Consider the following 26627-nt stretch of genomic DNA (forward strand, 5'->3'; position numbering starts at 1 on the left):
TGTTGGTTAGGTGCCTTCAGTTTTTCTGATCAGCCCAATGATATATTTTCTTCAGCTTCTACTGGCAAAAGCCTAGCTAAAAAACGAAATCTTTCTTTCAGGGAATATTTATAAATATCCTCTATTGAATCTTTCAATAACTTAGCTTTTTCCTCTTTTGAGAATGAACCATTTTTAATAATCATCCTTGCTTCGAAAAGGAATTCAAGATATTCTTCATATGATTCATCATATACTTCCCTTAAGTCATTGCGAATTTTTTTTGCGAGCGTTGGACTTGCTCCATTGGTGGAAACACTTATGGATAGCATGCCTCTATTCAATGTGGCTGGTATATGAAAATTACCTAGCTCATGATTACTAATTACGTTTACCAACTGACTTTGGGATGCATTCTCATACACTCGTTCATTAACTTCAGTGGAATTGGTTGCAACAATGATTAAAAACGCATCTTTATAATCAGTTTCTTCCACTTCTTTAAGTAAAACTTTAATCTTACCTTCCTTCTCCAACAGTTGAAAACCCGTGCATATCTCGGGGCTTACGACGGTCACTTCAGCACCAGCTTTCAATAAAGGGCCCGCTTTAAAGTAACCTATTTTACCACCGCCGATGATGACACACTTTCTGTTCTCGATATTAAGCGTAATTGGATACATAAGCTCCCTCCCCACTCACTTCATGAATTCGTTCCGATATTGCTTGTTCAATCTTTGGATGATAACCTAGATACCGGCAAAGTATGAATTTCTGCCTTCCAGTTTTTTGAATCTTTTTTAAACTATTTTCGATGGACTGCATTAAGAGACCGGTAAACAATAGGTAAGGAATGATAAATACTTGGTTTGATGGATATTCCTCTGCATATTCCAATGCTTCTCCAAAGCTCGGTGTGGCAGCTGTCAAATAGCACTCTTGCACACGGATTTTTGGAAACCTGTTCCTTAGCAAATCGGCCAATCGAGCTAAATCCCTTTTAACGTCGGGATCACTACTGCCCCTCCCAACCAATAAAACCAATGAATCCTCTGTAACCCTTACACTTGTTTCCTCCAACCGTTCCACTAAAATGTCAACCATTTTATCACTGACACCAATCGGCCTACCGTATTTCACGTCTACGGCAGGGTACCGTTTTTTCATTTTGTTCAATATGACTGGAATATCATGTTTTGCATGTACGGCTGTTAGCAATAGAACAGGAATGGCGATTATTCTCGTCGCACCTTTTTGTACACAGCGTTCGTAGGCGTCTTCTATCGTAGGAGTTTCCAACTCTAAGAAGCAATACTCCTGAATGGTATTGGGTTGTGCCGCCATACAAACTTTAATAAAATCAATGGCTTGGGCTGAGGCTTCTTTAACGCGGCTACCATGGCATATGTATAAAATGGCTTCCATTTAAAAGGCCTCATTTGCCAACAAATTTTCGGTTTGTTTTGCTTCAAACCATTTAATTTTCTCTCGCAAATTAACGACATCGCCCACGACTATCATGCAAGGGTTCGAAATCTGTTCGTTATTGGCGGTTTCCACTATATTAGCCAATGTACTGACAGCTGTCCTTTGCGTTTTTAATGTCCCCCAATGAATGAGGGCTACCGGAGTCTCGGGACTTTTTCCATGCTCCATAAGTTTCCCTTGAATATATGGCAAGTTTTTAACACCCATGTAAATAGCTAATGTATCGATGCCTTTTGCAAGTGATTCCCACTTGATATTATCTTCTTCATCCTTTTTCCGATGCCCGGTAACAATCGCAAAAGATGAAGCGTGATCCCTATGTGTAACTGGAATTCCTGCATAAGCTGTAGCGGCAATACCAGCCGTAATTCCTGGTACAATTTCAAAGCTCACGCCACTTTTGGCAAGGGCTTCCGCTTCCTCCCCACCTCTTCCAAAGACGAATGGATCGCCGCCTTTCAAACGGGTGACGACTTTTCCCTTTTTTGCATATTTGACAAGGAATTTATTGATGGTTTCCTGCTGCAACAAATGATAATCCGGAAGTTTACCGCAATTAATCAACTCTACACCGTCTTTTGCATGATTCAATAGTTCTTTATTGACAAGTCGATCATATAAAATGACATCAGCTTCTTGAATGCATTTTAATCCTTTTAATGTAATTAAATCTGGATCTCCGGGACCGGCTCCTACTAGATATACTTTCCCCATTTTTGCAACCTGCCTTCCCTTAGAGAATTGTTTCGAATTTCGATAAAACGAAACCTGCTCCATTTTTAATTTTCCTTTTTTCGTATAATGAGATGTCATCCACTTCAGGCATTTTCAAATAATGCTTTTCCAGCTCGATATCAACAAGCTCGAATGCTTTTTCATCTGAATCGGCAACAATGATGACATGGATCGGTTCTTCCTTGATAGTGACTTCAAAACGGTATAGATTCATGGATTGCTTACCTTCCCCTATTAAACGGCAACTTCCGCTAAAATATCATCTAGCTTTATTTGTAACTCTGTTATTCCTACCCTTTCCACGAAATCAAGGAAGGTTTCGGATAGAAGCTTTGTTTCTTTGAAAAATAGGATCAGTTCTTTCAGAACATGATAGAGCTGTTCAGATTCCACTTTTCCTTTAAGTTTTTCATTGAACTTCCCGCCTTCATTCAACGTTCCTCCGACGTATATCTCAAAAGCCTCGACCATCTTTTTATCCTGGTTCTTCATTTTTATGCCTTGCAGCCCTATCTCGGCGATGGCTCTTTGACCGCAATTATTAGGACAACCTACCATATGCATCCTTACAGGTACATCGAGATCTATCTCCTTGTCCAGTGTTTCAGAAATGGTCCTCATTCTGTTTTTTGTTTCAACGAGTGCCAGGTTGCAATACTCGATGCCTGTACAAGAAACGGAATAACCAATGAATTTTTTTGGTTGATATGGAAATCTTTCAAAGATGGATTCCTGCTTTAATTCCTCAAGTTTTTCATCCGGCACATTTGGAATGATCAGGTTTTGTGAATTACAGTTGCGGATTTCACCATTTCCATATTTTTTCGCTATTTCGGCAAACTCGATCACTTCGTCTGGATTTAGACGACCAACAGGTATATTGACCCCAACATAGTTCAGACCATCTTGCTTTTGTTTATGGATGCCGTAGAAATAACCTGCATTCCATCCCTTCACAGCACTTTCTCCCTTTTCAGGAAGCGGACCAGTGTATTCCAGCAATTTTTCCTTGAATCGTTCAGGACCCCAATCAGCGACAAGGAATTTCAATCGTGAGCGATGACGTTTTTCACGGTACCCAAAGTCACGGAATATCGTCGTGATGGCGGCCGCTACTTCGACTGTTTTTTCAGGTAAAATGAATAAGTCAAGTTCTTCTGCCAGCATCGGAACGGAGGATAGCCCACCGCCTACTTTTACGTGAAAACCAACTTCCGTTACTCCATCAATTACTTTAGTAGCCGGATTGAATGAAACACAGTTGATTTCAGCATTTGAAGCATTATGGATATTAGCACTTATGGACATTTTATATTTCCTAGGAAGGTTCGAATAGTCTTCGTTAAGGCGGAAATACTCAAATACATCATAAAGTACCTCGCGAGTATCAAAAAGTTCGTCAGAATCGACGCCTGCCAATGCATTACCGATGATATTACGTGTGATATCACCACAAGCACCGGCCGTAGTCATTCCAACCTTTTCCAAACGCTTTAAGATATCCGGGACTTGTTCGATGGTCAACCAGTGGAATTGAATGGCTTGACGGGTTGTAATGTCATATACATCCCTTCCGTAATCTTTAGCGATGTTAGCTAGAGTTATCTGTTGATCATAAGTCAAGATACCTCCGGGAATAACGACACGCATCATCCAGTAACCTGCTTCTTTTGGCCGTTGCAGGTATAGACCTGCCCACTTGAACATATCCCAATTCTCTTTAGGGATGGAATCAAAACCATTTGCAGCGTAATGTGGAATATCATCGAAAATCTTCAATCCGTCTTTTTCCAATTTCCAGATTTCCGTTTTATTTTTAGCGATTAGTGGATTTTCCGACCAAAATTTCTCGTAAACCATTACTTTTCCTCCTTGATTAGATCGCTTTCTTTGCTGTCAAATAGGCGATTACCTGTTCAACGCACTCTTCAATGCTGTATTGGTCGGATTCTAAAATGATTTCCGGTTGTTCAGGTTCTTCGTATGGAGAGTCGATTCCGGTAAAATCTTTAATGATTCCTTTACGCGCCTTGTCATAAAGACCTTTTGGATCACGCACTTCGCACTCTTCGATCGGACACTTTATGTATACTTCAATAAACTCCCCTTCATCGAGTAAATCACGTACAATCTGCCGATCTGCCCTGAAAGGTGATATGAAGGCGGTCAATACGAACTGCCCGCTATCCACGAATAACTTGGAAACCTCACCGATTCGCCTAATATTCTCGGTCCGATCCTCTTCAGAAAAACCTAAATCTTTATTTAAACCGTGGCGGATATTATCACCATCCAAAACATAACTTCGAATATTCCGATTATATAACTCTTTAGCTACCGCATTCGCAATCGTTGATTTTCCTGAACCCGAGAGTCCTGTAAACCATAGAACTGTGCTTTCATGCCCGTTCTGCTTCCGGCGGAGCTCCTTGGTCAATGACGTTTCATGCCAAGTGACATTCGTACTTTTACTCATTTAATAATCCCCCTCTTCATGTGATCCTTCAATTTATGTCCAATCAGTTATAAACTTCATTCTTTTTAAGACCTTCGATCAACACCTCGATGACTTCTTTACGGCTAAAGGTAGCTGGAGGAATTTCTCCATTACGCAACATTTCCCTTACCTTCGTTCCAGACAGGATGACATGGTCTTCCTTGCCATGCGGACAAGTTTTAGCGGAAGCCATATTGCCACATTCTTTACAGTAAAAACTATGTTCAAAGAATAATAGCGTGATCCCTAACTCATCTGCGTTAAAATTCCCAAAGATTTTTTGAGCATCATATGTGCCATAATAATCACCCACACCCGCATGATCACGTCCGACGATAAAATGGGTGCAACCGTAATTTTTACGGACCATCGCATGGAAAATCGCTTCTCTTGGTCCTGCATAACGCATGGCAGCAGGGAAAACTGCAAGTGAGACGCGATCCTTGGGATAATATTTTTCAAGCAACACTTTATAGCTTTCCATTCGGACATCTGCCGGAATGTCATCGGATTTAGTGGCACCTACAAGAGGATTTAAAAATAAGCCGTCGACAATCTCCAATGCTGTCTTTTGAATATATTCATGTGCACGGTGAACAGGGTTCCTCGTTTGGAATCCGACAACCGTTTCCCAGCCTTTTTCAGCAAAAGCTTTCCTTGTCTCAACTGGGTCCAGATAATTTGCTTGAAATAGCGGACGCTCTATTCTCTTGACTAACTTTATTTCTCCGCCGACATATACATCCCCGCGGTTATATAAATTTTTCACACCAGGATGCTTCTCATCATCCGTTTGATATACTAATGTCGCTTCCAATTGTTTATCGGGAGTGAAAATATCGGAAACGGAGAGAACTCCGTATGTTTCACCTTCATGAGTCAGCTTTACCTCTTCACCTATAGTAAGAGTTTCTGCAACTTCAACGTTCAAAGGCAGCGTAATCGGGATGCTCCATACATGGCCGCTGCTAAGCCTCATATCCTTGACAACTGTCTCATAGTCACTTTTAGTAAAGAAACCTTTGATCGGGCTGTAGGCACCAGTGCCTATCAATTCAAGATCACTTAAAGCTATTTCGTCAATTTCAATTGAATTTGTTATTTTACTAAAATCATATTTTGGTTCCCAAAGATCGATTAGTGTTCCTCCGTGCGGTAAACTGATTGTCATGCTAATTTCCCCCTATGGTTTCTATTGATTTAAGCCTATAATTTCTATTTATTTAAGATAAATGCAATCCGCATTCCGTTTTTTGGGCTCCTTGCCAACGGCCTGAGCGTAAATCATCTGCATTGAAGGCAGGTGCCGTACATGTTTTACAACCAATGCTTGGATATCCATTATCATGCAGGATATTATATGGAAGTCCATTTTTGTGGGCATAACGCCAAACATCTTTCCATGTCCAATGTATGAGTGGACATATTTTTACTGACTTGAACTTATTATCCTTATTGATATACTCTGTCAGAGCCCTTGTTTCAGATTGCTCCCTCCGTAGTCCCGAAAGCCAGGCTGTTGCCGTTGAAAGCACATCTGTAAGCGGAGTGATTTTACGGATGTTACAGCACTTATTGGAATCGCTAAGCCATAATTCATCCCCATGTTCCGCCGCCTGTTCTTCAAGCGTCAATGCTGGTTTCTTCATTTCGATTGAAAGATTTGGATATCGCTTTTTCACTTGATCGATCAATTGGTAAGTTTCCTCAAAATGAACATCTGTATCAAGGAAAACTATTTTTGCCGAGGGATTGACCTTCGCCAATAAATCCGTAAGCACGATGCCTTCTATACCGAAACTACACGCATATATCAGTTTGTTTCCATAATGGTCATTCGCCCATTGCAGTACTTCCAAAGCACCTTTTGTCTCACTATCTTCAGGAAATACAGGTAAATCCCCGGTGTTGAAATTTTCATAGTTTATTAATGCAGCCAACCTTGTAGCCCCCTCTAAGAACTTGCTGTATGTCGCTGGTTAGAGTTACTTTTGATCAATGCCCGTTATAATCTTCCCCAGTTTAACTGACCCTAGGAAAAAGAGACGAATCTAACCAATACTCTCTTTATATCAGTTAAACCCGCCTCTAGTTTTTCTAGTCAGCAGATACCTTATTTAATTCTTAGTTTTTCATTTCTTTCCATTTGAATGATTTTACCATCTTGGACAATAAGTGTAATCGATCCATACTTCATTGAATTAAGCATTTCTTGAAGTCGTTCAAATATTTCTTCAAGCTGATTCTCTTTATCCAAACCTGTTCCTCCTTTAAGAAAATCCGCGAATATATTATTTCACCGCTGATTAAATGAATTTATTAAATTTATATAATTCCAAACAACTTTAAATTGTTATGGTTTTCCAAAGAATTTTCCGAAAAATAAAAATCTTTCCATGATGGAAAGATTTCAAGGTAAATATTCTTTACCTTATCTTCCAAAATGATCAACATTTTGTTGGAGGTAGCACCTTGCATCCATCATGCAGGTTGCTGGACTTCAAAGGGCCAATTCCCTCCGTCGCTCTGGATAAGTTTTATTATTTTAAATATTAACATATATTTAATCCTTGTCAATGGAGTTTTCTTATAAAATAACTTGGTTTAATATTATGGAGGAACTGTTATTTTTATACACACTATTCCATTCATGATTTTATGTTCATTTAAATATGAAAATAGACTCGTCTTTTTAGATAAAGTCTCCAAAAAAATGAGTCTATTTTCATTATTAAGCTATTATTGATGCCTGTCATTCATTGAAAAAGTAATTACTTGAATTCAATTCCTTTTGTTGAAGTCGATTACTTATTAATTTCTTAACTGAATCGCTTCTATAAATTCTTGAACCTGACTCTGGACGCGATCAACTAAATTCAAGTCATTGATCGGGTTTTCTGAATTCTGTTTATCTATTTCCTTATCCACAAAATATATGCCCTGCAACGGCTCGCCTTTTAATATTGAAATTAATGGTTTAAGCGCATAATCAATCGCCAATAAATGCCTGTTACTTCCGCCAATCATAATGGGCAGCACTGGCTTCCGCTTAAAAGCTCCTTCTGGCAGCAAATCAATCAAGGCTTTTAATACCCCTGTATAAGAAGCCTTATATACCGGTGAACCAATGATGATTCCTCTGGCTGCTTGTATTTTCTCCGAAAGCTTTAAGATATCTTCGCTATTATATTTCCCTTGGAATAAATCATCTGCTGAGAAATCCGTAATTGAGTAATAAGCTGTGGTAAATCCTTGGTTTTCGACTAATGATTGAATATGTTTTAGTGAAATGTCCGTTCTTGATGGAATCGCTGGACTTCCTGATAAAATTACGATATCGCTCATATAAATCCCCTCCCATATTACATGGTTTTAGAATAAAAATCCTCGTAATGAATTTGTTGCAGCATGCATTTATCGTAATAGTCTGAAAAATATAAGTCAAATCTTACACTCCGGTTTATTAATTTCACAAGTAATGAATGCTTACCATTCAAAAAAACACGGTCATATTTGCGGCTTGATGCACAAGCCTTTTAATATGACCGTTTCATTATGTATGATTTTGTTTTCCATGAATACCATATACCAAAAGTTGTGCAATGCTCTTAATTCGTTCAGAAGTAAAATATGGTTCCTTTTTCTGTTGATGAATCTCATAATGTGTAGATAATGCCAATGTGAAAGAAATGATCCCCACATTAAAAAGGATAATATCAGAAATATATTGGATCTCTCCGCTATCTATTCTCTTCTGTATTTCAATATGCTTGGCATTCGGCTTGAAAATTTGATCAACATATTGCTTTGAAATATCTTGATCGAATTGTGTTTCCCGAAATAATATCGAAAACTGTTCTTTATTTTCAATAACGTTTTTAATCATGGTGCAAACGTGATTTTCCACAAGATCATCAGTTGACAGATGGTTTGTCCCATCTTCAGCCTCCTCTTTTTCATTAGGAGTAATAGTAGCCAGAAGCAAATCTTTTTTGCTTTCAAAGTATTTGTAAATAGTAGCTTCGGAAACATTGCATGCAGAGGCAATTTCATTCGTTCTTGTCATGTCAAACCCTTTTGTCGCAAAAAGAGTCCGGGCTACATTTATGATTCGTTCTTTGGTTTGCTGCCCTTTTTTCAAAAATATCAACCTTCTTTTATAAAGATAAGACTGGTTTCACCAATCTATTTTACATGATATCCCGATGGTACCAATCGGTCAATATTACCTTCGATCTATTAGAAATCAATATTCCCATATATCGTATATAGAAAACATCGTCTAATTTGGACGATGTTTTCTTTTTCAGATAATCATTTAAAAGATGCATAGCCATCATCGACCATGGCTACACTTCCATTGATTGCATCCGCTTCTTCCAGGATAATAAATAGACAGCATTTTCAATGTCTTCTGGCTTAATTAATTTACCGTGCATTTGACTTGCATTCAATTTATCGATGATTCCATATCTTTATAGCCTTGTATGATTGGAGTATCAACACCGCCTGGTGCAATCCCTACTACGCGTATTCCATAAGCACCCAATTCCAAAGGTGCTGTCTGTGTCATCATTCTAACAGCACCTTTGGACGCCTGATAGGCAAAAGTCCCATGGGAAGCTAAGTAGCCAAACACAGAGGCGGTATTTATAATGACACCCTTGATACCCAGTTCCTTCATTTTCCTGCCTGCTGCCATGATGCCGAAGGCCACTCCGTGCTGGTTCACTCCAATCGTTTTGAAGTACCCGTCCATATCTTGATCGAAGATCATCCCTCCAGCACCAATGCCGGCATTATTAAACATGATATCGATCCTACCGTAGGCTTCGATCGCTTTATTGATTAACGCTTCAACATCTTCATGATTGGAAACATCCGTTTTAACAAAAATGCCCTCTCCACCATCCGCCGTTATACGTTCAACGGTTTCCCGTCCCATTTCTTCATTAAAATCCGCAACAACGACCTTGTCCCCTTTGGCTGCGAATTTCAAGCATGTCGCTCGGCAATTCCGCTTGCTCCTCCTGTAATAACTGCAACTCTTGCTGTCATATACATCCCTCTTTCAAAGCTCATAACAAATAAGTGAGTAATTACTTACTTATTTGTTATATAAATATAAAATAGAATTTCAAGCAATATGTTATTTAATCATACCCTTTTAGCTTTTAGTGCATTAGAAAGAAAAGCTGTCCTAATAAAAGGACAGCTTCATTTGTTTAACAGGTTTTCAATTCGACTTTACATATGGATGTCTTAACCATTTCAATGAAAAGTTGCATGAAACGATCATCCCCTGTTAATTCTGGATGAAACGCACTGACAAGGACATGTTCTTGTCTCGCAGCAACAACATTCTCTTCATAAACAGCCAATATCTCTACATCTTCTCCAATTCCATCCGCAAATGGAGCTCGGATGAAAACGGCCTTAAAAGGTTCTTCCATTCCTTTAATTGATAATTCAGCCTCGAAACTATCCCGTTGACGTCCAAATCCGTTCCTTTTCACGGAAATGTCCATTAGTTCAAGATAGGCCTTCTCATCACCAGTCAATTCGTTGGCCGCCAATACCATCCCCGCACAAGTACCGAAAATAGGTTTTTTATGTTCGAAGAAAGTTTTGATTGGTTCCTTGAATCCATAACGATCCATTAGCTTTCTCATCGTGGTGCTTTCTCCGCCTGGAATGATTAAGCCATCGATTTCTTGCAGCTGTTCCGGTTTTTTAACAAGTATTGCTTGTTCACCGGCAGCATTGATTTGGTTCAAGTGTTCTTCAACTGCACCCTGTAATCCCAAAACACCGATAGTTATCATATTACCATCCACGTTCCTGCATACGTTCTGCTGGAGCTAGTTTGGAAATATCGATTCCTTTCATTGCACTGCCCAACTCTTTTGACAACCGGCCTATCAATTCATAATCTGTGAAATATGTAGTCGCTTGAACGATTGCCGATGCGAATTTTTCTGGATTCTCCGATTTAAAAATACCGGACCCCACGAATACGCCATCTGCTCCCAATTCCATCATCAGTGCTGCATCTGCTGGAGTGGCAATTCCGCCAGCTGCAAAGTTAACTACAGGCAATTTACCCGTCCGTTTGATTTCTCTTAAAATTTCATAAGGGGCACCAATATTTTTTGCTTCCGTCATTAATTCATCATCACTCATGATGCTCACTTTACGAATTTGGGACTGTACCTTTCTCATATGACGCACAGCTTCCACGATATTACCTGTACCTGGTTCTCCTTTTGTACGAAGCATCGATGCTCCTTCTCCAATACGGCGTGAAGCTTCGCCTAAATCACGGCAGCCACAAACGAAAGGAACTGTGAAATCACTTTTTAATATATGATATTCTTCATCAGCAGGCGTCAGCACTTCACTTTCATCGATATAATCCACTCCCATTGATTCCAGGATCCTTGATTCAACAATATGGCCAATCCTTGCTTTAGCCATGACCGGGATGGATACTGCATTCATTACTTCCTCGACAATTCGCGGATCTGCCATTCTTGCTACCCCGCCAGCCGCACGGATGTCTGAAGGAACCCTCTCCAATGCCATGACAGCGACAGCACCTGATGCTTCAGCAATTTTTGCTTGTTCTGCATTTATGACGTCCATAATTACGCCACCCTTTTGCATTTGTGCCATTCCTCTTTTTACTGTGTCAGTTCCTAATAATTTTTCCATTTCTCTTCCCCCTAATATTTGCATTTTTTAGATTTGTTGTGTTTAGTATAAAAAATAGTTGACCGTATTGAAAGTGTCAGTTTTAATTAATTTAATGGGGTCAGTATAATTTTATCTAAAAGGCGGAAACAATATGAATATGCTAACTTGTGATTTAAATCGATTTAGTGAAGTACCTTTGTACGAACAATTATATTCACATATTAAAAAAGAAATCATTGATGGCCGTCTTCTTTATGGCACAAAACTGCCTTCCAAACGTAAATTGGCAGAGTTCCTTCAGATTAGTCAAAATACTGTCGAGACAGCATATGAACAATTAACTGCTGAAGGATACGTTGAAGTCATACCAAGAAAAGGGTACTATATTCAAACATTCGAGGATTTAGAGTATACGCAAACCGACCAAGTTTCCTTGGAACAAATTAATGATAATGAAGGGGATTTACTGTATCATTTTCATCCCAGCCAAATTGACACGGAAAACTTCCCATTTGAAAAATGGAGAAAATACACGAAAAATAAAATTGATGAATCGCATCAAGATCTTCTTTTACTGGGGGATTCTAGAGGGGAATATGAATTACGATGTGAAATTGCCCATTATTTGTATCATGCACGTGGGGTTCAATGTGTGCCCGAACAGATCATCATTGGTGCAGGAATGGAAATTTTATTGCAGCAGCTTGTACTTCTTTTCGATAAAAATGCCATTTATGGTGTTGAAGATCCTGGATATCACTTGATTCACCGGATTTTACGCAGCTACCCAAATGAAGTCCATCCACTGCAAATTGATGAAGAAGGCGTAAAGGTAAACCCAATTGAAGATTCAAAGATCGATGTAGTGTATGTAACTCCCTCACATCACTTCCCCTATGGGACGATCTTATCCGTTAACAGACGGACGCGATTGCTGAACTGGGCTCAAGGTGCAGCAAACCGCTATATTATCGAAGACGATTACGATAGTGAATTTCGTTATAGTGGAAAAACAATTCCTTCCTTACAAAGTATGGATGCTGGTGATAAGGTGATTTACTTAGGATCATTCTCCAAATCATTGATGCCATCAATTCGGATCAGTTATATGGTTCTACCCGCTTCGCTGTTACAAATGCATCAACAGAAATTATCTTTTTACCATTCGACCGTTTCACGGATTGATCAACATGTGTTGACACAGTTCATGAAGGAAGGGGATTTCGAAAAGCATTTAAATCGGATGAGGAAAGTTTACCGGCGCAAGTTGGATAAAGTGATCGAGCTGTTTAAACCACATCAACAAATAACCATCACTGGTGAGCGGTCAGGATTACATATCGTCCTCATCGTTAAGAACGGCATGGATGAACAGACACTTATTCAAAAGGCAAACGAAGACCATATTAAAATTTATGGATTATCCACATATTCGATCGAAAAAATTGACGAACATCCTCCTAAAATCATATTGGGCTTTGCAGGGATTCCTGAATCTGGATTAGAAAAAGCCATTCACCTTTTATTGAAATCATGGGGTTTATAAAATCGAGTAGGAGGAGGCGCCTAGCCTCCGACCTCTCACACCACCGTACATACCGTTCGGTATACGGCGGTTCAGTTTAAGTCTGACGTAGTTTTGTATATCGTTCATATAGATTTACTAACCCTTGGTGGTGCCAATAAACATTATTAAGGGTTTTGTCTAGAATAGGACTATGCGCTATGCGCCAATAACCCTTTCTGCTATTTCCCCATTCATACGCTTTTCCAAATGGGGCGCCTAATCCTTTGAGTTTCCTCACTCTCGTTCTTGGCAATTTCCATTGCTTCCATAGGCACATCCTGAGTCTTCTTCGAATCCATGAATCTAAATTCTTCAAAACGTTCGGAGTATCAATGAGGGCGAAATAACCCATCCAACCTCTAAGGTATTGCTTTAACTTATTTATTCGGAGTTTCATGGGTTTCGGTAATTTTCTCGAGGTCATTTCCCTGATTCGTTTCTTTACTCTCTTCACCGTTTGTTTAGCCAGTAGAACCTTCGGGTTCTTCTTTGACTTCGTGAAACTAAAACCGAGAAACGTTCTGTTCCAAGGGCGATCATACTTCGACTTCTCGTAGTTGACCTTTAGCTTCAGTTTATTTTCAATGAAGCTTGAGATATTTCCCATTGCACGTTTGGCGGCTTTTCGTGTCTTCACAAAGATAGTACTGTCATCCGCATACCTTACGAATCGAAGATTGCGTTTCTCTAGTTCTTTATCTAAATCGTCTAACATGATATTAGATAATAAAGGACTTAACGGACCTCCTTGCGGAGTTCCCTCCTCACTTTTATGAAAAAGTCCGCCTATCATAATGCCTGCTTGAAGGAATCTACGAATCAGTTTGAGAACTCGTTTATCTTCAATTTTCCGCTCTAACATTCCCATGAGCTTGTCATGATTCACTTTATCGAAGAACTTCTCCAAGTCCATATCCACTACCCATGTATAACCTTCGGTTATATAGGACTTTGCCTTTCGAACCGCCTGGTGCCCTTGTTTGTTAGGGCGAAAACCATAGCTATTCTCCGAAAAGGTTGAGTCATATATCCTGGTTAATATTTGGGCAATGGCTTGTTGAATGAAACGGTCTAGAACGGTTGGAATACCCAATAGCCGAACTCCGCCGTTTGGTTTCGGGATTTCGATACGACGGACGGGCTGCGGTTGATAGGTACCCTGTAAAAGGGCAGTTTTCATGTTGTACCATTCAGTTGCGAGGTGCGGTCTCAGGTTTTGAACCGGCATTCCATCTACACCATGGCTTCCCTTATTTCTTTCTACACGCTTCAATGCCTGTATTAAGTTTTCCCTCTCTAGTATCTGTTCCATTAACATCGTTGATATCCTTTCTACGTGGATAAATGGTCTATTTGTGCCTTTATCTGCTCCACCCTTTTGAAGTTCCCCGTGTATTCACCACTTCTTCCTTCAAATAAGTTCCGTTAGGAATTGTTTGCTTCTTCGCAGATAACGAACGCCTAGTATTCATCCTCCTTAATCTGTTCGGTCCTTCCTTATCTTCTCGAGTAGACAAGTACTATGACCTCTGCTGACTTCTGATGATTCAGCTGTCCATCACTGGACAGGTTACCAAGTGTACTTGGCTGTCATCAGACCTCCCCGGGTAAGAGTGCAATCTTTCCCTCCATCTATCTGCTTCATTTACTCTGTACCACCTTCGGCAGTAAGGACTTTGTTTTGTTTCGCAAACTCATCCAATGATACCTAGCCTTATATGAAGTTCGTGTTCCTCAGACCGGAGGTTTGCCGCTTGCTTCCTTCAGATTCCACGTCACCATGGACACCCTTGCATTAAGCTAACCATTACTACTGCCTTCATGGTTCGGGACTCACACCCTATAGATTGCACCCATGCCGGGCGCACGAAAAAAGAAGTTCACTGTCGTGAACTTCTTTCAGACTGTAGACAAACTCGATGAAAATCGAGTTTGTCTATTTTTTATGAGTTGTACAATTTGGCCGTTGATTTTCCACTCCAGGCACTCGCTTTCCGCGGGCGGTCGGGGAGCCTCCTCGGCTTTCGCCTGCGGGGTCTCCCCTAGACGCGCTTTTCCCGCAGGAGTCTCGTACCTTCCGTTCCAATCAACTTTGTCTTACCTTTTAGATAAACACTTTTGCCTGGAGTCATTTTTGTTTTAAAATAGAAGTATTAAAACTTGAGGTGATGAGGATGCTTTCTAAACATGATTCTATTCAGCGAGATCAACTTGAAATGATTACGTTAGATCAACTGGTGCCACTGAACCATTTGGTTCGTAAAATGGAGGCTGCCATTGACTTCACTTTCATTTATGACTTGGTGAAAGAGATGTATTCAGAGGTAGGACGCCCAAGTATTGATCCAGTTATTTTAGTTAAACTGACATTCATTCAATATACCTTCGGTATTCGTTCCATGCGTAAAACGATTGAAGAAGTTGAAACCAATATGGCTTACCGTTGGTTCTTAGGCTATGGTTTCCATGATAAAGTACCTCATTTCTCTACGTTCGGGAAAAATTATGAGCGACGCTTTAAAGATACAGACCTGTTTGAACAGATTTTCTATCGCATTTTAATGACAGCTGCTAATAAAAAGTTAATAAGTGCTGAACACGTTTTCGTGGATTCCACACATGTGAAAGCCAGTGCGAATAAAAGGAAATTTGAAAAGAAAATCGTTCGTAAAGAAACACGAGCGTATCAAGGGCGTCTTCAAGAAGAAATCAATCAAGATCGTGAAAAACATGGAAAGAAGCCTTTTCCATCAGATAAATTTGATAAAGAAGAGACCAAAGAGATTAAAGAAAGTACAACGGATTCTGAGAGTGGCTACTATGTGAAAGATGAACGAACAAAACAGTTTGCCTATTCATTCCATGCGGCCGCAGACCGCAACGGTTTTGTATTGGGAACGATTGTAACACCTGGAAATATACATGACAGTCAGATCTTAGAGCCACTAGTTGAACAAGTGATTGAGAAAGTTGGAAAACCGGAAGCCGTTGCCGCAGATGCAGCTTATAAAACACCAGCGATTACAAGCTACCTATTTAACAAAGAAATCATACCGGCTTTACCTTATACACGTCCTCGCACCAAAGAAGGATTTTTCCGCAAACAGGACTATGTATACGATGAACATTTTGATTGTTACCTTTGTCCTTCGGGAGAGCTATTAAAGTACTCAACAACCAATAAAGAGGGCTATCGCGAGTATAAATCACCCAAACACACTTGTGCGACATGCTCATTTTTATCTCAGTGTACAGAAAGCAAAGACCATCAAAAAGTGGTGACACGGCATATTTGGCAAACACATGTGGAAGAAGCAGATCATCTGCGTCATCATCAAGATGTAAAAACTATATATGCGAAACGTAAAGAAACGATTGAGCGTGTATTCGCAGATGCAAAAGAAAAGCATGGTATGCGTTGGACAACTTTAAGGGGACTTAAAAAATTGTCGATGCAGGCGATGCTTACTTTCGCTGCCATTAATTTAAAGAAGATGGCCAATTGGACATGGCGAGGTCCAAAAATGGCCTAACATAGTGGGCTCGTAGAGCCCCAATCTCCTAACTTCAGGCAAAAATTCAAAGGGAATCTCAAAAAGGGGTTCGGAATTTTTTAATTCCGAACCCCTTTTGTCTACAAACTGAAAGAAGTTCACTGTCGTGAACTTCTTTTTTTTTAACTTTTAGATAAATATTGGTCCATCATATCCTTGGGTACCATGCTCCCGCCAGTCGCCCAGATGATATGTGTGGATTGGTTCATTTTATCCAGCAGTTTTTGGTCCCTAAGATATTTCCTTCCTTCTGGACCTGAAAAAAGTTGTATGGGTCCGAATGCTCCTGCGAGGGCAGATGGTTCTAAATAATAGCCTTCCGTCTCTGCCATCTCCCGGAGCAGTTCAAATAACCTTTTATCCTCTATGGTATAGCTGCCGCTTAACATGGTAGTCATCATACTGGAAACTAATGCTGAAGGTCTTCCGACAGCAAGTCCATCCGCTTCCGTCTTATTATCGATTCCAAATTCCTGCACCGAGACTATGTCATGAAGGCCTGTCATCAATCCGAGCGTCATGCATGGTGAGTGTGTCGGTTCTGCAAAAAAACAATGAACATCATCTCCGAAGGCTAACTTGAGCCCATATGTGATACCGCCTGGTCCGCCGCCGACTCCACACGGTAAGTACACAAACAAAGGGTGATCTTCGTCAACTGGAATGGACATATCTTTCAGTTGCTTCTTCAGCCGCGTTGCAGCCGTCGCATATCCCAGCAGCAAATCCACTGAATTTTCATCATCAATAAAATGGCAATTTGGATCAAGTAATGCTTCCTTACGGCCTTCTTCTACAGCTTTACTATAATCATCATCATATTCTTTTACAATGACACCAAGACTTGTTAATTTATCCTTTTTCCACTGTTTGGCATCTGCCGACATATGGACTGTTACCTTAAACCCCAGCTTAGCGCTTATTATACCAATACTCATTCCTAAATTGCCGGTTGAACCGACTGCAATCGAATATTTTGAAAAAAGCTCTTTGTATTCATCACTCGCAAGTATTCCATAGTTATCAGTTAGTCTTAAACCACCATGCTTCATGGCAATTTCCTCGGCACGTTTCAACACCTCGTAAATACCTCCACGTGCCTTGATAGATCCTGAAATAGGTAAATGACTGTCACATTTAAGCAAAAGTTTCCCAGCCATTTCAGTCTCATAGGATTCTTCCAATTTTTTTTGCATGGAAGGAATCTCAACTAGTGGTGATTCAATGATTCCCTCCATTGGTCCAGTTTCCGGAAAGGCCTTAATCATATAATTTGCGAATCTATCCAATCTGTCCTCAGCCGCTTTAACCTGTTCAGCATGGACGATTGGGTTTTCTTGTTTGGCACCGTAATTTGGATTCATCCAAAAGACTTCATCCATGTTTATAAGATTTTTAAGCATTGGATCTTTCGTCTTCCACTCCATAATCGATAAACCTGCGATTTTATGCATCTCCACAGCAGTCCCTCCCAGTATATGTAGTATTCATCATCTACTATAACTCAACAAACTGCAATAAAGATTACAATTATCATTTTTTCAGGGAAATCAGCTTAAAATGTTAAATTCACTTTTAATTTCCCTCGCACACTATTAATAAACCAAATTTCCTCAGCGCTATTAAGGTCAGCCTTTGAAATGGGCTTTTCTTTGATTTCCTTCTTCCTGATTAACTCTTGACGAAAAGTTCCAGCAAGTAGGCCTGATTCCACAGGAGGCGTAAAAAGGTCTCCATTTATTTTCACCACTACATTTCCATTCGTGAATTCCGTGATGTATCCTTCTTCATTCCAAAGTAGAACGTCATGGAAGTCAGGATTATTCATTTGAAAGCCTTCATAAACATCACGATTTGTCGTCTTATGAAAAAGAAAGGGATTTCCGCTTGATATTGGAGTTTCAGCCAAGATAGCTGTTAATTCTGAATCAAGGGGCTTAATTGCTTGTCCGGAGACTTCAATTTCACCATATTCATTAAGTAGTACCCTTACCTTTTGCAACGTGCCTTTATTCATATCCGCATACTTTTGGAGTTGATCTCTAAGTTTCAATTCAGAGAACCGATAATTAAAGTAATCAGCGGATTGTTTCATCCGATCGATATGATCATTCAACAAATCATATTCTCCATCGTTAAGCTTGATCGATTCCAATAGTTTGTATGCAGGACTTTCCACTGACAATAATTTGGCCTTTAAAAAGGCTTCGTCATATTCTTCCGTTAACTCGGAATCCCAAGTGATTCCCCCGCCTACCCCATACTCGGCTTTACCTGTTTCCTTTTCGATCACTACCGTACGAATCGGCACATTAAAAACGGCTTCGGAATCAGGAGTGATAAACCCGATTGCACCGCAATAAACTTCACGTGGGGAATTTTCGATATCAGTGATGATTTCCATCGTTTTTATTTTAGGTGCCCCTGTTATCGATCCACATGGAAAAAGGGCCTTGAATATATCAATGATTGTTGTTCCGGGTTTCGTATCGGCTGTTATCGTGGATGTCATTTGCCAAACGGTCGGATATTTTTCAATTGCCTTTAGTTGTGGAACCTCGACACTTCCTGGTTCTGCAATCATTCCCAAATCATTTCTGAGCAGGTCCACAATCATGTAGTTTTCAGCTTGATTCTTTTCCGAGGCTGCTAACCAGTCTGCATTGAGTTGATCCATTTTCAGTGTCGTTCCCCGCTTTACCGTTCCTTTCATTGGTCGAGTAATCAGCTGACCATCTTCCCAACGGAAAAACAACTCAGGTGAAGCAGAGAGGATTCGATGTGTCCCCACATTCAAATATGCACTATAGTTCGAGCGTTGAGCTCTCTTCAAGCGATCAAAGAAAGCGAAGTCATCTCCTTCGAACTTGGATTGCAAACGCATCGTATAATTCACTTGGTACGTATTGCCTTTCTCAATTTCTGATTTTATTCTTTGAAACCCGGAATGATAGGTATTTGAATCCGTTTCTGATTGCCATTCAGCCAAATTAAAGGTCCCTGTCATTTTTCCAGGTAATTGTTCTTCCGGTTTATCAAAAATTCCGAACCATAATAATGGCATTTTGGCTCCATCTTTTACTTTAAAAGATTTTTCAAAAGCAGGTGCAGCTTCATAGGAAACATATCCCGCTGCGTAATGCCCCTGTTCGATCGCTTCCTGGACTTTTTGAAATTGAGGAAGGACATCCCCAATGGAATGGGCGGTGAACACTTTTTTCGGGTTCGTAAAATAGAGTGGCCTGCTGTCACCTTGTTTATCTGTGAAGTGAAAAACTAAGGATAAAGGATCTTCTCGTTTCATTCTTTTCTCCTAACTTTGTTTATAAAGTCAATCGTTATGTATTTTTAAAAAAGCTTGCAGATACGTGATCTGCAAGCTCATTCAATGACACTTATTTCATTCCAGTCACTTCTGCAATGATTTCATAAGAACGAAGGCGTGCATCCTGATCATAAATGGCAGAGTTTATAATCATTTCATCCGCCTGGGTTTCATCTAAAAAGGTCTGCAACTGCTCTTTTACCTCTTCCGGATTTCCTATAATGGAGGCATTCAGTTGTTTCATGACAATGGCCTTTTCATATTCTGTCCAAATGCCTTCCATCGTATCAACTGGAGGAGCAAGTTGTCCTGGTGTATTACGGATCAAATTCAAGAATTGCTGTTGATAAGATGTAGCAATCCTTTGTGCTTCTTCCGAAGAATCTGCTGCAAAAACATTGACACCAACCATGACATAAGGTTTATCGAGAACGTCTGATGGTTGGAAATTATTGCGGTAACGAGCTAAAGCTGGTTGGGTATTTTCAGGGGAAAAATGGCTTGCAAATGAAAATGGCAATCCCAGCTGAGCTGATAATGCTGCACTGAAGCCACTTGAACCAAGCAGCCAAATCGGAATGTCCTGTCCTTCTCCAGGGATGGCACGAACACGATTATGTTTAGAATCCGCATCCAAATAGCTGCGGAGCTGTGCTAATTGTTCAGGAAAATCCTGACCGTTATTACGTACATCACCCCGGAGAGCCATGGCCGTATATTGGTCGCTTCCCGGAGCTCGCCCAAGTCCCAAATCTATTCTACCAGGATACATTGCTTCCAATGTTCCAAATTGTTCTGCGATAACAAGTGGTGCATGATTCGGCAGCATTATGCCACCAGAACCCACACGAATTCTTTCCGTCTTTCCTGCCACATAGCCTATAAGCACTGACGTTGCAGAGCTTGCGATCCCTGGCATGCTATGGTGTTCAGCAACCCAGAAACGGTTATAATTCCATTGCTCCACATGCTTGGCTAAATCTATTGTATTTTTAAAAGCTCCCGAAACTGTACCACCCTCAACAATAGAAGCTAGGTCCAGAACGGAAAAAGAAATGTCGCTAAGTTTTTTTGCGTGTTGATCAGCATTCATATCTTCATCTTCTTTCTTTCAATTATGATAAATTGGACGCAAAGCCATCATATAGAAAATGCACACAAAATGCACACAAAATGCTCGAAGGGATTAACTGTTAAGAATTTCCCTGGCAATCAAACGAAACGAATTAAGCCTATCCTCCAATTTATGGGTGATGGTCATCAGCATGATTTCATCTGCTAGATATTTCTCTTGAATCTCCAAAAGACGATACTTCACTTGTGAAGGTGTACCAAAAATCAGTTTTTCATGCATGGTTTCCATCAGTGCTTTTTCTTTTTCAGTCCAAACATGATTCCTTACCTCTTCTATGCTTGGAACCTGCCTTCTTTCCCCTTGTCCACTTTGAATTTTCCATAGGGTGTTGCTAAGAGCGATTTCTTTTGCAAGTTCCTCGGTTTCCGCACATATGGCAGCAACCGTAACGATTGTTTTAGGAGCTTTAAGTAACCCTTTCGATAGGAAGTTATCACGGTATTGCTGAAAACTCTGCACTCCATCATTTTCACTCATAAATTCACCAAATGCATATGCAGTACCATTCTCAGCGGCAAGTTTTGCGCTTTTCCCGCTTGTTCCCAATATCCATGGTTCAGGCGATACCTTTGGGATAGGAGCAGCAGAAACATTTGAATAGGGATGTTCTTTCGGAAATTCATCTCTAAGAAAATTCAACAGTTCCTTAACAAGTTCAGGCATTTTGTAAACATTCTGAAGAAAATTATCGGATAAGGCCATCGTAGCTTCCGCAGATCCACCAGGAGCGCGTCCCAGTCCCATATCAATCCTGCCTGGAAAAAGGGTCGCAAGCATATTATAAGTCTCCGCTATCCGATATGGCTTATAATGCGGAAGCAGCACTGCCCCAGATCCAATTCGGATATTTTTGGTTTGCGCAGCAATATAGCTTATCAACACCTCTGGAACGGAACAGGCCAATCCCGGCAGATCATGATGTTCAGTAAACCAGATTCTGCTATAACCTAGCCTATCGCCTTCTTGAGCAAGTTGCAGTGAGGCCTGTAATGCTTCTTGTGCAGATTGTCCGGATGCAATTGGGGATTGATCTAATATACCCAGTTTCATTTTATCCCTCCCTTCTTGTCTTTCGTAACTTAATAGTAAATCATAACTATTAGAAAGTCGCATGAAAAGCTTGCTATGTTATTGTAGTTTGCAGCCTTTAGCGGAAATTATAAGGAGTTGAATCCAGATTCGGGATTATGGATGAATTATATATTCTGACGAGGTCTTTGTTTTAATATATTAATTTTAGTAGATGACTCAAGAGAATAACATATATTCTAGCGAGGTATTTTAAGGAATATACATTTTATAAAATAAAAAAAGCCCTATAAAAGGGCCTTTTCCGGAGCTATTCATTTTTTTTGAATTGAGATAGTAATTCATCAGCCATTATTTGCGAATCCAAACGAGCCGCTATAAATGGGGGCTGTATCCGATTATTGGACTCTACGGGCAAACCTAACCAGGTAACTCGTTTATCAAAGATGATAAACGAAAAGGAAACCGGTGAACAAATAAAATGATCAGAATTTATATCAGGGTTTCTTTTTATTGATATAATCGTCAATTTCACTGCTGGGTTTCGTTTCATTAAGTATAGCTTCCATTCTTCTGACAAACTGTTTAAATCCGGCACTGCCATAACCATCTCTTGTTTTGCCGACTCAATATCTTCCAGAAAATCACCCAATTTACGGGCATGCATCCATTGCAATTTTGGGTGCTGGTGTTTAACCCATTTTCCAATGTCTTTCTTTGACACAAACTGATCATTTTGAATTTGATGATCGACAAGCTGACGGAGTGTTTTGCTGCGATAAACGTGTTTGTTAACAAATGAAGTGTCACATACATGTACAAACTTCCCTTTCGTCCTTGTTATTGCCACGTTAATGAGCCTTTCACTTTCTCTCCCTGTCAATAACATTCCAGCCCTGTTTTGCGGATAACTATCAACTGTGTCAAAAATCATCATTTCACGTTCACTTCCCTGAAAACGGTGTACAGTTGCTGCGATGATATCAGCTGTTTGCCGTTCTTTGACATATAAGTCATCCAATAGTTTTTCCATCAAGTCTGCCTGAGCACGATATGGGGCCACATAACCAATTGACCTTGTCCCGCCCATATACGCTTCATGAATCAGTTGAAAAGATAAAAGCAATTGCCAAAGATTCATTCTCGAGTGGGAAGTGCGTTCAGTTATGCAATATTCCCCTGATAAGCTAGTATCGACTAGTGCGGCTGCCTTATTGGCAAACGGTTCCGCCAGCATTATGCTCTCCCTGCTAGTCGCAACACTTTCATGATCCCCAACAAAATTGTTATAGACGATACGATTAGTGAATGCAGAAATATCAGGATGCATGCGGCGCTGTTCTTTTAACAGGAATAAATGAGGATGAAGTTCTCTTTCTTCCACAGATTGAGCGACACCGGACCGATGGAAGATGTCTTCCTTCAGCCAAAGTTTCACGAGTGAATCACGAGCGGAAGCAATAGGCGGCAATTGTTTGAAATCACCACAAACGATAATATGTTTGGATATCGCTGCAGCAAATGCCACCTGTGGTACGTAAGCCATGCTCGCTTCGTCCAAAATGACCAGATCATATTCCTTTTGATAAATCGTTTCGTCATTTGCGGCTTTAGCCAAGGTCGTACCGATGATTTTTGCCTCTTTTACTAATTGAACCTCTTTTTGGCGGATTTTCTCCAAAACTTTGGCCAGGTTTTTTTCTATCTCGATTAATTGATCCGTATCCCTTTTACTGAAGGAGCCAGCCAAGTCATGTTTTAATAAACGTTTCTCTTCTCCAAGCTGTTCTTTTTCTTTAACCAATGTCGGTTCATGTTTACCTAATAATTGTCCCGTAACTATATCATCATGGATGGCTAGAGATTCACCGATTTGAGACCCATAGCGAAGCACATCGCCTTCTTTGAAACGATCTTTCTTTTTAATGAATGAAGAAATCTCAGCCATCAAAACATCTACAGCCTGGTTGCTATGAGACAAGACCAACACTTTTTTATCTTGTAAATAATGATTGGCTACTGTACGTGCAAGCGTATAGGTTTTTCCTGTTCCAGGGGGTCCCCAGACAAAAGTGACAGGATTGAACTTCGAACGGGCATATAGCTCTTTCACACTGCTTAGTTTTTCGTTAACAGGATGTTTTTGGGGCATGGATGGGTCCATCAGGCGCTTGATCCGAAGCCTTTTCTTTTTACTTCTCTTGATTTCATCCAAGCGGATAATCAATTGTTCTAGCAATTCCCATGGATCATGGAATAAAAAGGCTTCACCGATCATATCGCCTAACGAGCGGTCAAATACGATAATTATACTTTTCCCTTCCGATGAGAGGATCCTTCCATCCTGTTTAATTCCTCCCCATTCCAGTCGAACGAGGGAACCGACAGGAATTTTTATCGATGAACCTGTTTCAAAATAATAGCTGAAAGAACCATCACTTGTAAGCAGATGGCCGTTCGAAACCAGGTATTTTGTGCTGCCGTATTTTTTTAAATGCAGGATTTCAAGTTGTAGGGCCTGCTGCCATTCTTTTATATAATTAACTGTTGAATTCATTTTTCACTTTCCTCACAAAATATGCCATTGAAGTTTAAAGAAACTGGCCTAAAGCTCCGATGTAGAAAATATCTGTCCCTATGACCTTTTTCGCGCAGTATTCGTTTCTTTAACATATAAAATAAGGCCCAATCATAAGATTGGGCCTTTCCTACGCCAATATTTTAACTATAGCATTTTTTATAACATCATACCATGGGCTCTTTTGGAAGAAATGGTTTAGATTAGCCCTCTGATAACTCCGTGAATTCGTCAACCAGATCACTGAAAATCCTCATTGCATTTTCGATTGGATCAGGTTTAGTTAAATCTACGCCTGTTTTCTTAAGCAACTCCAATGGGAAATCGGAACTCCCGCTTTTCAAGAACGTCAAATAACTTTCAAGTGTTTTTTGGTCCCCGGAAATGATCTTATCTGCGATCGTAATAGCTGAAACGTAACCAGTTGCATATTTGTAGACGTAAAACGGACGATAGAAGTGTGGGATGCGTGACCACCCATACTTCACTTCTTCATCGAAAATTATTTCATCTCCATTATAAGCTCGGAATATCGATTCATAAGCTGTATTAAAAACCTCGGCATTTAGCGGTTCATCATTTTCAGCTTTTTCATGTACAATCTTTTCAAATTCCGCAAACATCACCTGTGTGAAGAACGTTCCTTTAAAACTATCTATGAAATGGTTAAGTAAGTGTTTTTTCTTTTGCACGTCTTTTGTTGTCTTAATCAAATGGCGGATCAGCAGGATTTCATTCACAGTGGATGCAACCTCAGCAACAAAAATGGAATATCCTGCACTTATTTGCGGTTGATATTTTGAGCTATAATAAGAATGCATGCCATGTCCAGATTCATGGGCAAGTGTAAATACACTGTCTAAATCATCACGGTGATTTAATAAGATGAACGGATGAACACCATAAAGTCCTAAATTATAAGCGCCTGAACGTTTTCCAGGTGTTTCCCTGACATCGATATATCTTTTTTCCTTAAAGGTTTTCAGTGTTGTGATATATTCTTCGCCAAGAGGTTTTAGTGCTTCCACCATCAAAGCAAAACCATCATCATAAGAAATTTCCTCTTTAGCACCTTCCACCAATGGTACACTTAAATCATAAGCACGTAATTCTTCTACCCCCAGCAATTTTTTTCTTAGATGAATGTATTTATGCATGGGGCCGATATTTTGCTTAGTTGACATAATCAAATTATCATATACCTCTTTTGGAACTTGATCTCCAAATAAGGATTTTTCCAAGGCAGATGGATAATTTCTTAGTTTTGAAAGATTCACATTATTCTTGATTGCTGTGGAAAGTGTGGATGCGATTGTATTCTTCAATTGAACATATGGCTGATAATAGGCGAAATAGGCCTCTTTTCTTTTATCGCGATCATCGTCTTCAATCAATTTGGAATACATTCCTCGCGTTAGCTCTACCCTCTCGCCGTCTTCATTCGTAACTTCCCCAAATTTAATATCAGCATTGTTGATCATCCCGAACGTTTTTTGAGGTGCTGAAAAGGCTTCGCCTACTTGAGAAAGGACCTCTTCTTGTTCCTTCGCTAACACATGGGCTTTATAGCGATAGGAATCCAAGAGATCTTCTTCAAAATATTTTAAACCCTCTATCTCTTTTATGTACCCTTTTAATGTTTGTTCTTCCAGGCTCAAAAGGAACGGCATGAAAAATGCAGTTGCATTACTCATTTTCTGCCCTAACCGAGCTGCTCGATCCAGTAATGCTTGGGATGAGGTAACCCTTGTATCCAAATCGGCTTGCAGCATGGCATATACATACAGCTTGTTATAAATGTACCCAAGTTCCTCACTTAATCGTAAATACTCGAACAAATCTTGAGAAGATTGAATATGCCCATCATATGACTTTAATTTATCTGTCATCTTAAGTACTTCTTGATAATCTTTTTCCCATTTAGCCTGATCATCGTAAATATCCTTTAAGTTCCATGTTTCTTCCTCTTTGATTTCGTCACGTGATTTAAACGTTTGCATATTATCGGCACTTCCTTTCATGCTTATAGGCTTACCCTTTATTA

The 26627-nt window shown here is 39.9% G+C and carries 22 protein-coding genes, 1 pseudogene and 1 riboswitch; of the genes and pseudogenes, 2 read left to right on the top strand and 21 right to left on the bottom strand.

Going from position 1 to position 26627, the window contains the following annotated elements; translation table 11 throughout:
• Nucleotides 1–29 precede the first annotated feature (29 nt).
• The 14 genes and pseudogenes from QUF78_RS14450 to pdxS all read right to left on the bottom strand — a co-directional run bounded on the left by QUF78_RS14450 (nt 30) and on the right by pdxS (nt 11413).
• Nucleotides 30–662, bottom strand: a complete 633-nt coding sequence (locus QUF78_RS14450) for an NAD(P)-binding protein (RefSeq protein WP_289325200.1) — start codon at nt 660–662, stop codon at nt 30–32.
• Nucleotides 643–1404 carry a sirohydrochlorin chelatase gene (locus tag QUF78_RS14455; RefSeq protein ID WP_289325201.1) on the bottom strand — a complete coding sequence of 254 codons (762 nt, stop codon included), beginning with the start codon at nt 1402–1404 and terminating at the stop codon, nt 643–645. Before QUF78_RS14455 ends, QUF78_RS14450 begins: the two co-directional genes overlap by 20 nt.
• A complete protein-coding gene (gene cobA, locus QUF78_RS14460; RefSeq protein ID WP_289325202.1) occupies nt 1405–2181 on the bottom strand; it encodes a uroporphyrinogen-III C-methyltransferase in 777 nt (258 codons plus the stop codon). It lies immediately after the preceding gene.
• A 19-nt stretch (nt 2182–2200) separates the two neighbouring features.
• Entirely contained in the window at nt 2201–2416 is a 216-nt protein-coding gene (locus tag QUF78_RS14465) for a DUF3906 family protein (protein WP_289325203.1), read from the bottom strand.
• 20 nt (nt 2417–2436) lie between these two features.
• A complete protein-coding gene (locus QUF78_RS14470) occupies nt 2437–4062 on the bottom strand; it encodes a nitrite/sulfite reductase (RefSeq protein ID WP_289325204.1) in 1626 nt (541 codons plus the stop codon).
• Between the two features lie 16 nt (nt 4063–4078).
• Nucleotides 4079–4678, bottom strand: a complete 600-nt coding sequence (gene cysC, locus QUF78_RS14475; RefSeq protein ID WP_289316278.1) for an adenylyl-sulfate kinase — start codon at nt 4676–4678, stop codon at nt 4079–4081.
• Nucleotides 4679–4721: 43 nt separating this feature from the next.
• Complete coding sequence (gene sat / locus QUF78_RS14480; protein WP_289325205.1) at nt 4722–5870, bottom strand: sulfate adenylyltransferase; 1149 nt, start codon at nt 5868–5870, stop codon at nt 4722–4724.
• A 52-nt stretch (nt 5871–5922) separates the two neighbouring features.
• Nucleotides 5923–6627, bottom strand: a complete 705-nt coding sequence (locus QUF78_RS14485) for a phosphoadenylyl-sulfate reductase (protein WP_370017047.1) — start codon at nt 6625–6627, stop codon at nt 5923–5925.
• A 185-nt stretch (nt 6628–6812) separates the two neighbouring features.
• On the bottom strand, nt 6813–6956 hold the full coding sequence (locus QUF78_RS14490; protein WP_072273036.1) for a YezD family protein: 144 nt from the start codon (nt 6954–6956) through the stop codon (nt 6813–6815).
• Between the two features lie 171 nt (nt 6957–7127).
• A riboswitch (SAM riboswitch) is annotated at nt 7128–7236 on the bottom strand.
• 274 nt (nt 7237–7510) lie between these two features.
• Nucleotides 7511–8044: an NADPH-dependent FMN reductase gene (gene ssuE / locus QUF78_RS14495; RefSeq protein WP_289325206.1), complete on the bottom strand. Its 534-nt coding sequence runs from the start codon at nt 8042–8044 to the stop codon at nt 7511–7513.
• A 208-nt stretch (nt 8045–8252) separates the two neighbouring features.
• Nucleotides 8253–8840: a TetR/AcrR family transcriptional regulator gene (locus QUF78_RS14500; RefSeq protein ID WP_289325207.1), complete on the bottom strand. Its 588-nt coding sequence runs from the start codon at nt 8838–8840 to the stop codon at nt 8253–8255.
• A gap of 173 nt (nt 8841–9013) precedes the next feature.
• Nucleotides 9014–9757, bottom strand: a pseudogene (locus tag QUF78_RS14505) (SDR family NAD(P)-dependent oxidoreductase).
• A gap of 167 nt (nt 9758–9924) precedes the next feature.
• On the bottom strand, nt 9925–10524 hold the full coding sequence (pdxT, locus tag QUF78_RS14510; RefSeq protein ID WP_289325208.1) for a pyridoxal 5'-phosphate synthase glutaminase subunit PdxT: 600 nt from the start codon (nt 10522–10524) through the stop codon (nt 9925–9927).
• A gap of 1 nt (nt 10525) precedes the next feature.
• Nucleotides 10526–11413 (bottom strand): pyridoxal 5'-phosphate synthase lyase subunit PdxS, encoded by an 888-nt coding sequence (pdxS, locus tag QUF78_RS14515; protein ID WP_061463387.1) that lies wholly within the window; start codon nt 11411–11413, stop codon nt 10526–10528.
• Nucleotides 11414–11546: 133 nt separating this feature from the next.
• Here pdxS and pdxR point away from each other — a divergent pair, with 133 nt between their 5' ends.
• Nucleotides 11547–12941: a MocR-like pyridoxine biosynthesis transcription factor PdxR gene (pdxR, locus tag QUF78_RS14520; protein ID WP_289325209.1), complete on the top strand. Its 1395-nt coding sequence runs from the start codon at nt 11547–11549 to the stop codon at nt 12939–12941.
• A 76-nt stretch (nt 12942–13017) separates the two neighbouring features.
• Here pdxR and ltrA read toward each other — a convergent pair whose 3' ends face one another.
• Nucleotides 13018–14280 carry a group II intron reverse transcriptase/maturase gene (ltrA, locus tag QUF78_RS14525; protein ID WP_289323229.1) on the bottom strand — a complete coding sequence of 421 codons (1263 nt, stop codon included), beginning with the start codon at nt 14278–14280 and terminating at the stop codon, nt 13018–13020.
• Nucleotides 14281–15136: 856 nt separating this feature from the next.
• Here ltrA and QUF78_RS14530 point away from each other — a divergent pair.
• Nucleotides 15137–16495: an IS1182 family transposase gene (locus QUF78_RS14530; RefSeq protein WP_289323635.1), complete on the top strand. Its 1359-nt coding sequence runs from the start codon at nt 15137–15139 to the stop codon at nt 16493–16495.
• A gap of 143 nt (nt 16496–16638) precedes the next feature.
• On the opposite strand, the gene QUF78_RS14535 is transcribed toward QUF78_RS14530, so the two are convergent.
• From QUF78_RS14535 to pepF, 6 genes are all read right to left on the bottom strand, one after another.
• A complete protein-coding gene (locus QUF78_RS14535) occupies nt 16639–17970 on the bottom strand; it encodes a D-serine ammonia-lyase (RefSeq protein WP_289327323.1) in 1332 nt (443 codons plus the stop codon).
• Between the two features lie 101 nt (nt 17971–18071).
• On the bottom strand, nt 18072–19820 hold the full coding sequence (gene pabB / locus QUF78_RS14540; RefSeq protein ID WP_289325210.1) for an aminodeoxychorismate synthase component I: 1749 nt from the start codon (nt 19818–19820) through the stop codon (nt 18072–18074).
• Nucleotides 19821–19911: 91 nt separating this feature from the next.
• Nucleotides 19912–20934 (bottom strand): LLM class flavin-dependent oxidoreductase, encoded by a 1023-nt coding sequence (locus QUF78_RS14545; RefSeq protein WP_289325211.1) that lies wholly within the window; start codon nt 20932–20934, stop codon nt 19912–19914.
• 93 nt (nt 20935–21027) lie between these two features.
• Complete coding sequence (locus QUF78_RS14550; protein WP_289325212.1) at nt 21028–22026, bottom strand: LLM class flavin-dependent oxidoreductase; 999 nt, start codon at nt 22024–22026, stop codon at nt 21028–21030.
• Between the two features lie 289 nt (nt 22027–22315).
• Complete coding sequence (locus QUF78_RS14555) at nt 22316–24562, bottom strand: AAA domain-containing protein (RefSeq protein WP_289325213.1); 2247 nt, start codon at nt 24560–24562, stop codon at nt 22316–22318.
• Nucleotides 24563–24786: 224 nt separating this feature from the next.
• A complete protein-coding gene (pepF, locus tag QUF78_RS14560) occupies nt 24787–26583 on the bottom strand; it encodes an oligoendopeptidase F (RefSeq protein ID WP_289325214.1) in 1797 nt (598 codons plus the stop codon).
• Between the last annotated feature and the right edge of the window lie 44 nt (nt 26584–26627).

Origin of the sequence: Peribacillus sp. ACCC06369, from assembly GCF_030348945.1 — a bacterium.
Taxonomy (GTDB): Bacteria; Bacillota; Bacilli; order Bacillales; family DSM-1321; genus Peribacillus.